The following is a 10,527-nucleotide window of genomic DNA, read 5'->3' as shown; positions in this document are numbered from 1 at the left end:
CGTCAATGAGAGTTCGCCTTTTTCTCGCGATAGGCTTGGCTGGACTTTGCGTCTTAACCTGCCTGGTCATCTGGCACACCGGGACGATGCTGATTGCCCGCCAACCCCGGCAGAACTTGGCGGCGGTTGGCGACCTGCCCGTCGAGCGTGTCGTGCTCATTCAGGCCGACGCCCCCGAACTTGTCGGCTGGGTGGCCAACCGGCCTGGCAGTTGCGGCGCAATCGTGCTGTTGCACGGGCGCGGGGCCAACAGGCTCGCAATGGTTGGAAGGGCGAGACTGCTGTTCGAGGCGGGTTATTCTGTTGCCCTGTTCGATCTCTCGGGAAACGGCGAGAGCGGCGGCACCGTTCGAGGGTTTGGCTATACCGAAGGACAGGATGCTGCTCGCATTCTGGCCTTTGCAAGGCAACGCTTCCCCGGGAGGAAACTCGGCGCTCTCGGCTCATCGTTGGGCGCCGCATCCCTCGTCTTTGCTGCGCCGCAGGCGCCTGCCGATGCCTATGTGTTGGAGCAGCTCTACGCAACCTTGCGGGAGACCACGGCTGGGCGCATGCCCTTCCACGTCTTGCGCGACCTTCAAGCGGATATCTTGTTGGCGCAAATGCCGCTTCGTCTCGGGTTCAGCGCCGACGATGTCAGGCCGGTCGATCGCCTCGGCAAGATCGGCAAGCCATTGATGCTGCTTGCCGGCAGCATCGATCCTTTCATCGATCGCGGACAGGTACTGGCCTTGCAAAACGCCGCCGCTGGCTCGGAGCTGGTCTGGTTCGAGGGTGCCCGCCATGTCGATCTGCTGCGATACGACCGGCCGCGCTATCGTGATGCGGTCCTTCCGTTCTTTACAACAAACCTCTGCCGGACCGGTGCCGACCATGTCTGACGGCCATTCAGCCCGTTTAACCGCGCCCGCGATAGGGGGCGACGCCGGTGTCGGGCAGCCACACACCTTCCGGCGGTGCGCCGGTTTGCCAGAACACGTCGATCGGAATGCCGCCGCGCGGATACCAGTAGCCGCCAATGCGCAACCACAATGGCTTGGTCGCGGCGATGATGCGGCGGCCGATCATGACGGTGCATTCTTCGTGGAAGGCGCCATGGTTGCGAAACGAGGTCATAAACAGCTTGAGCGACTTCGATTCCACCAGCAGCGTATCGGGTGCGTAGTCGATGACGATATGGGCGAAGTCCGGCTGGCCGGTGACCGGGCAGAGCGAAGTGAATTCCGGGCAGGTGAAGCGAACGATGGCGGGCGGGCCATCGCCGCGCGAAAACGGCACGGTTTCCAGGACTGCCGCTTCGGGGCTCTGTGGCGCCTCGACGTTGGTGCCGAGCTGGGTGAGGTTTTTCGTATCGGTCATGAGCAGGTTCCTTGCTGCATGCCACCCAAAACTGCGCAGCGATTTTGGGATAGCGACATGCGTAAAAACAAAAATTTGCCGCTTATTAGCACAATTTGAAACAGCAGGAAGACGATGACTAGCAACGACCCGCTCCTCCAGCCCTATCAGCTCAAGCATCTGACGCTGAAGAATCGGGTGATGTCGACCAGCCATGAGCCAGCCTATTCCGAGGACGGCATGCCAAAGGAGCGGTACCGGCTCTACCATGCCGAAAAGGCCAAGGGCGGCATGGCGCTGACCATGACCGCCGGTTCGGCGATCGTCTCGCGCGACAGCCCGGCCGCTTTTGGCAATCTGCATGTCTATGACGACCGCATCGTGCCATGGCTCGCCGAGCTTACGGATGCCTGCCACGAGCACGATTGCAAGGTGATGATACAGATCACCCATCTCGGCCGCCGCACCGGTTGGAACAAGGCCGACTGGCTGCCGGTGCTGTCGGCTTCGCCGGTGCGCGAACCGGCCCATCGCGCCTTTCCCAAGACTATCGAGGACTGGGATATCGAGCGCATCGTCGCCGACTATGCGGCGGCCGCGCAGCGCTGCCAGGCTGCCGGCCTCGACGGCATCGAATTCGAGGCCTACGGCCATCTGATGGACGGTTTCTGGTCGCCGGCCACCAACCAGCGCGACGACGATTTCGGCGGCTCGCTCGACAACCGGCTGCGCTTCACCGGAATGGTGCTCGACGCAGTGCGTGCCGCGGTCGGCGAAAAGTTCGTCGTCGGCATTCGCATGGTCGCCGACGAGGATTTCGAGAAAGGCCTGTCGAAACAGGAGGGCGTCGAAATCGCCAGGCGGCTGGCCGGCTCCGGCAAGGTCGATTTCCTCAACATCATCCGTGGCTCGATCGAGACCGACGCCGCTCTGACAAAAGTCATCCCGGTGACCGGCATGCGGTCGTCGCCGCATCTCGACTTCGCCGGGGAGGTGAGGGCGGCGACGAAATTCCCGACCTTCCATGCGGCGCGGATTTCCGACGTCGCCACCGCGCGTCACGCAATCGCCGCCGGCAAGCTCGACATGGTTGGCATGACGCGTGCCCACATTGCCGACCCGCACATCGTCAGGAAGGTGATGGAGGGCCGCGAGCACGAGATCCGCCCTTGCGTCGGCGCCACCTATTGCCTCGACCGCATCTATGAGGGCGGCGAGGCGCTGTGCATCCACAATGCGGCGACGGGCCGCGAGGCTGATATCCCGCATATCATCCCGAGAACCGAGGGTCCGAAGCGGAAGGTGGTGGTCGTCGGCGCCGGCGCCGGCGGGCTGGAGGCAGCGCGCGTCGCCGCCGAACGCGGGCACCAGGTGACGGTGCTGGAAGCATCGAGCCAGGCCGGCGGCCAGGTGCGGCTGGCAACGCAGAACCCGCGCCGCAAGGAATTGATCGGCATCATCGACTGGCGCCTGGCCGAACTCGACCGGCTTGGTGTCGAGATCCGCTACGATACCTGGGCGGAGAAGGACGACGTGCTGGCGCTGTCGCCGGACGTGGTGGTGATCGCCACCGGCGGCCTGCCGCAGAACCCGCCTCTGACGGCCGGCGACGATCTCGTCACCTCGAGCTGGGACATCATGGCCGGCAGCGTCAAGCCGGCCGAGAATGTACTGCTCTATGACGACAATGGCGGCCATCAGGGCATGGGTGCTGCCGAACTGATCGCCAACAGCGGCGCCAGGCTGGAGCTGGTTTCACCAGAGCGCTTCTTCGCCCCGGAAATGGGCGGCATGAACCATGTGCCCTACATGCGCGCCTTCCAGGAAAAGGGTGTCACGGTGACCATCAACACACGGCTGCGTTCGGTGCGGCGCGAGGGCAATCAGCTGATCGCCGAGCTCGCTTCCGACTTCGCCGATGGCTGGCGCGGCGAGCGGCGGGTCGACCAGGTGGTGGTCGAGCACGGCACGCTGCCGCTCGACGATCTCTATCTGGCGCTGAAGCCGCTGTCGAAGAACGCCGGCGCGGTCGACTACGAAAAGCTGGTCAATGGCGGCGACATCTTTCCGGTGCGCAATCCGCAGAGTGGCTTCGTGCTCTTCCGCATCGGCGATGCAGTCGCCTCGCGCAACATCCACGCCGCCATCTATGACGGCATCAGGTTCGGCTTGCGGATCTGAGAAATATTTTGGATTGATTGGTGGCGCGCAGCCGAACCTCCGTACGGAGAGCCACCATGGTACTTTGGTCCGGTCTGCGCGCCGCGCACGCCGCCGGCCATCGCCGGGCACCGTACGATCTTGCGATTGCGGCAGGACGCTCAAAACATCCTGGCGGTGGCCATGCAGAACACGGTGATGACCAGCAGTCCGCCGGCGATGCGCTCGCCTTTTGTCATCTTCGCGCGCAACTGGGTTTGCTTCGCGGCATCAGCGCCAGCCAGCTGCCTGCTGGCGGAACCCACCAGCGCGCCCTGAACCCCGGCGGCGATCAACGCCGTCAAGATGCCCAGCGCCAGGACTTTCTCCATGGAACCGAAAGAGCCGTTGTGGAAGAAATACCACAGCAGCAAACCCGTGAGGAAAACCACGCCGGCCGCGCCCATTTGCGGCCGGAAGAAACGTTCCGCCCTGATCTCCGGTTCGCGGGCAACCGCGATGGTGGTGCCGGCCCAGAACACACCCGCCATGACGTGAAGGCCGAGGACGATGATGTAGACATATTGCATGACCGCATTTCCTCTCTTGCCCACCGCTAACCATATTGATAGATATCAAATGATTAGATGTCAATGCATAAGCTCGAGCCGTTCCATAGGCTTTGCCCTTGTTCTAGTGTTGGACCATGACGCCGTTTGACCGCCCGCCGATCGGGATGAATCTCGCCCGCACCGCCAAGCTGGTCGCGCAGGCTTTCGACGCTACCTTGGTCGAGGCCGGCGGCACGCTGCCGGTCTGGGTCACTTTGCTGTCAGTCAAGTCGCGGGAGCTGGCCAACCAACGCGAGCTCGCCGGCATGATCGGCATCCGGGGCGCAACGCTGACCCACCACCTCAACGCCATGGAGACGCAAGGCCTGCTGATGCGGCGCCGCGATCCCGAGAACCGCCGGGTTCACCAGGTGGAGCTGACCCAAGCCGGAGAAGCGCTGTTCCTGAAATTGCGCACCGCCGCGTTAGCCTTCGACAAACGGCTGCGGAAGGGATTGTCCGACGACAGGTTGGCGGAATTTGCAGCGGTGCTGGCCGCGCTGCGGGCCAATGTCGAGAGCTAGAAATTTACGCTAGGAAAACGCCATGCGCGAAATTTCACTGAAGGATGCCAGGGCCACACTCTCGGCGCTGCTCGATCAGGTCATCACGGGAGAACCGGCCCTCATTACCCGGCGTGGCCGCAAGCAGGCGGTCATTCTGTCGTTCCAAGACTACGAAAAACTGGCGCGTATGCCCAGCTTTGGACAATTGCTGGCAGCATTTCCCGGCGATGAGGATGACCTTCCGCCTCGGCTCATCAGGTCGGTTCGCAAGGCCGGACCATGACGGATCTACGCCCGGCTGCCCTGCAGCACCGTCAGCCTGGCCTTCTTCGGTGTCCGCGCCGCCAACCATTCGCGCACGCTGTCCGGCGGCATCGGGAAAGCGATGGAATAGCCTTGCACCTGGTCGCAGCCGATCGCCATCAGCGAGTCGAGCTCGGCTTCGGTTTCAGCGCCCTCGGCAACGATCGAGATGCCGAGACCGCGGGCGAGTTCTGTGAGGGCACGCACGATCTTGGTGTTGCCGCTGTTCTCGTTGATGTTCTGGACGAAGCGGCGATCGATCTTCAGCCGGTCGATCTCGTTTGGATTGACATGGCTGAGCGATGCATAGCCGGTGCCAAAATCATCGAGCTCAAGATGGATGCCGGCGGCGCGGATGTGCCGCAGCTTTGCCGCGATACCGGTCTTCTCGTCGTCGAGAATGACGGATTCGACGATCTCCAGCGATAGTTTGTGCGCTGGCAGGCCAGCCCTTTCCACCGTATCGAACAGGAAGACTTCAAAATCTGCCTCGCGCAGCTCCGAACCGGACACGTTGACGGCGATCCGTCCGAAGGCGATGCCCGCGCGGTTCCATTCGGCTGCTTCGTCGATCGCCTTGGCAATGACGATCCGGCCAATCTCGGACATCAAGCCGCATTTTTCTGCGATTGGAATGAACTCGCCCGGCGCGATCATGCCGCGCTCGGCATGCCTCCAGCCAACCAAAGCCTCGATGCCACTGATGGCGCCGTCCGACAGCGAGACCTGCGGCTGAAAGTAGACTTCGAACGCCTTCTCCGAGATAGCGACCCTGACGTCGAGCTCGAGTTGCTTGCGATAATCGAGTTCGCGCCTCAGCTCATCGGAGAAGAACGACAAGCTGTCGCCGCCCTGCTTCTTGGCGGAATAGAGCGCCAGATCGGCATGGACGAGCAGGTCCTGCGCATTGTCGGCGTCGACGGGGTAGACCGCAATCCCGGCACTTACGCCCGGATGGATCGTCGTGCCTCGGAATATGACCGGCTCATTGAGTTTGGCCAGCATGCGCCTGGCGACGATATCGATGTTCTCGGTGCTGCCGGCGTCGTTGAGGACGACGACGAATTCATCGCCGCCGAGACGCACGTTGAGGTCCGACGTCCGGCAGGAATCGCGCACACGCTGCGCGGTCACCACCAGCACATAATCGCCGGCGGCATGGCCGAGCGCGTCGTTGATCTGCTTGAACCGGTCGAGATCGAACTGCACCACGGCAACCCGTTCACGCCTTCGCTGCGCGCCACTGATGAACGTATCGAAATGGTCGGTCAGGAAGGTACGGTTGTGCAGGCCGGTCAGCCCGTCATGCACGGCAATAAAGGCCATGGAATTGCGCGCATCGACCAGCTCGCGCGTCCGGCGCAGGATGGCGTTCGACATCGGCCGGAAAATGAAAAGTGCCACCAGCAGGATGACGCCGATGGTCGAGTAAAACAATGTGCGATGAAGATCGAGGAGCCTTTCGGAGCGCTGGTCCGCGTAGGCGCTGATCCGCTGGCCGAGTGCTGCGTAGCCCGACAATGTTGCGTTGGCAACGGAAGCGTCCAGGTTGACGCGCTCCTCTCCGCCCTTGTAGCCGCCGCTGCCGGTCGTGTTGAGCCGCGATTCGAATGAAGAGATCAGGCGCTCGCCGTTGGCGATGAGCCCGACCGAGAAATAGTCGAGATGGTACGGCTTGGCGAAAAGCACGCTCTCGATCGATTTCGGGTCGAACCTTGCCGGCGACACCGGATCGGCGGCGGTCCGCTCGAGCAGCAGATCGTAATTCTTCTCGAACTCCACCGTCGCTTGCTTGAGCGCGGTAACCAGGGCGCGCTGTTGATCGCGCTGAGCGCTGCCTGTCGCGCCGGCAAGGAAGACGATGCGCTGCGACAGGGCTTTTTGTGTGCTGACGATACCGAGCAGCGCCTGATTGTGCCGTTGGGTCGCCATCACCTGTTGCAGCAGGATGAAAGAGGCCATGACCATGGCGGCTATGATCAGCAGAGCCAGCCAGTAGCCGGATTTGATCAGGAGTATGAGCCTGCCCGAAACGGCGTGCACCGGCTGCTGCGACATTTTCTGAGGCGGCCTCTCGCCAACGAATTCTTGTGCGACAACCTTTGGCTTCAAAGTGTTAACAGGTTTGGGACGGCAGCAGGCCGGCGGCGGGGACCGTGGCGGGAAACCCGCAAAGTGGTTATTGCAATCTTTCGCGGTACCTCCGCATTTGAACATCGTGGCCTCTGCCGTGCCATTGCCGCCACCGAAGCGGTCGCTTTTGCGATGGATTTTTCGTCCGCGCGGCGCGACAGTCCTCATCGATCTCAACAGGGCCTGATCATGACCGAAGCATTCCTTTCCCACATCGACAGCGAGCTTGAAGGACTGAAATCGGCAGGCCTCTATAAATCCGAGCGGGTGATAACCTCGACCCAATCGGCCGAGATCGAGGTGGGCGGCGAGAAGGTGCTGAATTTCTGCGCCAATAATTATCTCGGCCTCGCCGACAGCGCCGAACTGCGGGAAGCGGCCAGGCAGGCGCTCGACCGCTACGGCTACGGCATGGCGTCGGTGCGCTTCATCTGCGGCACGCAGGAGGAACACAAGCAGCTCGAGGCGACCATTTCTGATTTCCTCGGCATGGAGGACACCATCCTCTACGGCTCCTGCTTCGACGCCAATGGCGGCCTGTTCGAGACGCTGCTCGGCGAGGAGGATGCGGTCATTTCCGATGCGCTGAACCACGCCTCGATCATCGATGGCGTGCGGCTGTCGAAGGCAAAGCGCTTCCGCTACGCCAACAACGACATGGCCGATCTCGAAGCGCGGTTGAAAGAGGCGCGCGACTGCCGGTTCCGGCTGATCGCCACCGATGGCGTGTTCTCGATGGATGGCATCATCGCCAATCTGAAGGGGGTCTGCGACCTCGCCGACAAATACGATGCGATGGTCATGGTCGACGACAGCCATGCAGTTGGTTTCGTCGGCAGGAATGGCCGTGGCTCGGCCGAACATTGCGGCGTCGAGGGCAGGGTGGACATCATCACCGGCACGCTCGGCAAGGCATTGGGTGGCGCGTCCGGCGGCTACACGTCGGGCAGGAAGCAGGTGGTCGACTGGCTGCGCCAGCGCTCGCGCCCCTATCTGTTCTCCAACACGCTGATGCCGGCGATCGCCGGCGCCTCGATCCGGGTGTTCGAACTGGTCCGCAATGGCGATGCGTTGCGTCAGCGCCTATATGCCAACGCAGCGCGGTTTCGCTCCGAGATGGGCAGGCTCGGCTTTACACTGGCCGGCGCCGACCATCCAATCATCCCGGTGATGCTGGGCGACGCGACGCTGGCGCAGGAGATGGCGGCGCGGATGCTGAGGCGCGGTATCTATGTCATCGGCTTCTCCTTCCCGGTGGTGCCGAAGGGCCAGGCGCGCATTCGCACGCAGATGTCGGCCGCCCATTCCAACGCCGACATCGATCGTGCGGTTGAGGCGTTCGCCGCAGTCGGTCGCGAACTCGGCGTGATTTCCTGAACGGCCGGGACCGAAAAGCGATTCCGGATCAAGAAATTCAAGCGACAAAGGTTCTGGGGACAAAAGAATGTCGAACATGATGAAGGCGCTGGTCAAGGCCAAGGCCGAGCCGGGCATCTGGATGGAAGAGGTGCCGGTGCCGGAGATCGGCCCCAACGACGTGCTCATCAAGGTCAGGAAGACCGCGATCTGCGGCACCGACGTGCACATCTACAATTGGGACCAGTGGGCGCAAAAGACCGTGCCGGTGCCGATGGTGACCGGCCACGAATTCGTCGGCACCGTCGCCGATTTCGGCGCGGCCGTCACCGAGTACAAGGTCGGCCAGCGTGTTTCGGGCGAAGGCCATATCGTCTGCGGCCATTGCCGCAACTGCCGGGCGGGCCGGGGGCATCTGTGCCGCAACACGCTTGGCGTCGGCGTCAACCGGCCGGGCGCCTTTGGCGAATACCTGGCGATCCCGCAGCACAATGTCGTGCCGATCCCCGACGACGTGCCGGACGAGATCGCGGCGATCTTCGATCCCCTGGGCAATGCGGTTCACACCGCATTGTCCTTTGATCTCGTCGGCGAGGATGTGCTGGTCACCGGCGCCGGACCGATCGGCATCATGGGCGCGCTCGTCGCGCAGTGCGTCGGGGCGCGAAAAGTTGTTATCACCGATATCAACCCGGTGCGCCTGGCACTGGCGAAAAAGCTCGGCGTCCAGCATGTCGTCGATGCCTCGAAGGAGAAGTTGCGCGATGTCATGCCGGCGCTCGGCATGACCGAGGGTTTCGACGTCGGCCTCGAAATGTCGGGCGCTGCGCCTGCCTTCCGCGACATGATCGACACCATGAATAATGGCGGCAAGATCGCCATTCTCGGCATCGCGCCGACCGGCTTCGAGATCGACTGGAACAAAGTGATCTTCAAGATGCTGCATCTGAAGGGCATCTACGGCCGCGAGATGTTCGAGACCTGGTACAAGATGATCGCGCTGGTGCAGGGTCCTCTCGATGTCAGTGGCCTGATCACCCACCGCATCGGCATCGACGACTACATCTCCGGCTTCGAGGCAATGAAGAGCGGCAATTCCGGCAAGGTGGTTATGGACTGGTGACGTCTTTATCTTTCCGACACCTGAACCCGGATTGGAATGCGGAGCCCAACGCTCCCGATACAGAGCTGACCGTTGAAGGTAAAACGATTCAGCTTACCTTTCTGCTGAACTCATGGGCCTATGACGCCCGCAAGGGAGAGACAGGAACCATTCGTTTCATCGGTTGCAGTCGTTGGCGATGGGACTCCACAAATGATCACGCCTGGTTTTCAGGTAAAGGCCTTTACAGCAGGCAGGCTCCCAAATGGGGCGAGTTCTACGAGGTGATCGGCGATAGCCGGCCAATCGGCGAAAACGATTGGGAAATTCTATCGCAAGATGGACCTAACTCGCGGCAGTTCCTGTTTTATTTTCGCGACGACACGATCGAAGTTGTTGCTGAAGACTGGTCGCTTACTCGACAAATGCCAAGCGCTGGCTAGCCCCTTCGTTCAAGACGATTGGCTTCGGCCCCAACCTCGGCTCGTCCCAAACGACCCTCCAGGGCGGCTAACGCTGCCTCAATTCCCGCGCGGTCACTATTCCTCAGTTTCGCCAGCAACTCCCGCTCGAACGCTTTCGCCAGCGGCACCATCTCGCGATAGGCGGCAACGCCAGCCTTGGTCAGTGTCAGATGCTCGATACGGCGGTCCTTTTCGTCCGGAGTCCGGACGAGCCAGCGGCGCCGTTCGAGCTCGGCTACCGCGCGCGAAACCTTGGTCTTGTGCATGGCCGATTGGTCGCCGAGCGCCGTCGCCGTCATCGTGCCGTGCTGTCCAAGTCCCGCAAGCGTGCGCCATTCGGGCCGGGTCAGGCCGTGGCGGTCCTTGTAGACCCTTGCGAATTCGCGACTTACGGCATCGGCAAGACGGTAGAGCCGATAAGGCAGGAAGGATTCGAGTTCGAGGATTTCCGGTTCCATTTTGGCCTTGACTGAGCAGGCTGGCGCCCCATGCCGAAATCACCATTGATGGTTACATTTTCAATGGTTACAAATGAAACCAGTTTGGTCAACTCGGAGCGTCCTTCAGACGCTCCG

11 protein-coding genes are annotated in these 10,527 nt (G+C 62.0%); 7 read left to right on the top strand and 4 right to left on the bottom strand.

From position 1 onward, the window contains the following. Positions 1 to 5 precede the first annotated feature (5 nt). Positions 6 to 881: an alpha/beta hydrolase gene (locus NKI19_RS21880; RefSeq protein ID WP_352490158.1), complete on the top strand. Its 876-nt coding sequence runs from the start codon at positions 6 to 8 to the stop codon at positions 879 to 881. Between the two features lie 16 nt (positions 882 to 897). Here NKI19_RS21880 and queF read toward each other — a convergent pair whose 3' ends face one another. Continuing rightward, complete coding sequence (gene queF / locus NKI19_RS21875; RefSeq protein ID WP_352490157.1) at positions 898 to 1,359, bottom strand: preQ(1) synthase; 462 nt, start codon at positions 1,357 to 1,359, stop codon at positions 898 to 900. Between the two features lie 114 nt (positions 1,360 to 1,473). On the opposite strand from queF, the gene NKI19_RS21870 reads away from it, so the two are divergent. Further along, entirely contained in the window at positions 1,474 to 3,519 is a 2,046-nt protein-coding gene (locus NKI19_RS21870) for an oxidoreductase (RefSeq protein ID WP_352490156.1), read from the top strand. 140 nt (positions 3,520 to 3,659) lie between these two features. Here the strand turns inward: NKI19_RS21870 and NKI19_RS21865 are convergent, their stop codons facing one another. Next, a complete protein-coding gene (locus NKI19_RS21865) occupies positions 3,660 to 4,067 on the bottom strand; it encodes a hypothetical protein (protein WP_023674396.1) in 408 nt (135 codons plus the stop codon). Between the two features lie 116 nt (positions 4,068 to 4,183). On the opposite strand from NKI19_RS21865, the gene NKI19_RS21860 reads away from it, so the two are divergent. Together NKI19_RS21860 and NKI19_RS21855 are read left to right on the top strand one after the other, a co-directional pair. After that, a complete protein-coding gene (locus tag NKI19_RS21860; RefSeq protein WP_352490155.1) occupies positions 4,184 to 4,612 on the top strand; it encodes a MarR family winged helix-turn-helix transcriptional regulator in 429 nt (142 codons plus the stop codon). Between the two features lie 22 nt (positions 4,613 to 4,634). After that, a complete protein-coding gene (locus tag NKI19_RS21855; protein ID WP_352490154.1) occupies positions 4,635 to 4,877 on the top strand; it encodes a type II toxin-antitoxin system Phd/YefM family antitoxin in 243 nt (80 codons plus the stop codon). Between the two features lie 5 nt (positions 4,878 to 4,882). Here NKI19_RS21855 and NKI19_RS21850 read toward each other — a convergent pair whose 3' ends face one another. Next, entirely contained in the window at positions 4,883 to 6,955 is a 2,073-nt protein-coding gene (locus NKI19_RS21850) for a putative bifunctional diguanylate cyclase/phosphodiesterase (protein WP_352566275.1), read from the bottom strand. Between the two features lie 264 nt (positions 6,956 to 7,219). On the opposite strand from NKI19_RS21850, the gene NKI19_RS21845 reads away from it, so the two are divergent. The 3 genes from NKI19_RS21845 to NKI19_RS21835 all read left to right on the top strand — a co-directional run bounded on the left by NKI19_RS21845 (position 7,220) and on the right by NKI19_RS21835 (position 9,931). Further along, a complete protein-coding gene (locus tag NKI19_RS21845) occupies positions 7,220 to 8,407 on the top strand; it encodes a glycine C-acetyltransferase (protein ID WP_352490152.1) in 1,188 nt (395 codons plus the stop codon). A gap of 67 nt (positions 8,408 to 8,474) precedes the next feature. After that, positions 8,475 to 9,509: an L-threonine 3-dehydrogenase gene (tdh, locus tag NKI19_RS21840; RefSeq protein ID WP_263785148.1), complete on the top strand. Its 1,035-nt coding sequence runs from the start codon at positions 8,475 to 8,477 to the stop codon at positions 9,507 to 9,509. Then, positions 9,506 to 9,931: a hypothetical protein gene (locus NKI19_RS21835; RefSeq protein WP_352490151.1), complete on the top strand. Its 426-nt coding sequence runs from the start codon at positions 9,506 to 9,508 to the stop codon at positions 9,929 to 9,931. Before tdh ends, NKI19_RS21835 begins: the two co-directional genes overlap by 4 nt. Here NKI19_RS21835 and NKI19_RS21830 read toward each other — a convergent pair. Then, positions 9,928 to 10,410: a MarR family winged helix-turn-helix transcriptional regulator gene (locus NKI19_RS21830; RefSeq protein WP_352490150.1), complete on the bottom strand. Its 483-nt coding sequence runs from the start codon at positions 10,408 to 10,410 to the stop codon at positions 9,928 to 9,930. The two genes, NKI19_RS21835 and NKI19_RS21830, sit on opposite strands and share 4 nt — an antisense overlap. Positions 10,411 to 10,527: the final 117 nt, after the last annotated feature.

It is taken from the genome of Mesorhizobium sp. M0751 (genome assembly GCF_040320265.1).
Taxonomy (GTDB): domain Bacteria; phylum Pseudomonadota; class Alphaproteobacteria; order Rhizobiales; family Rhizobiaceae; genus Mesorhizobium.
Note: the sequence above shows the minus strand (reverse complement) of the source record. Positions and strands in the feature narration are given on the sequence as shown.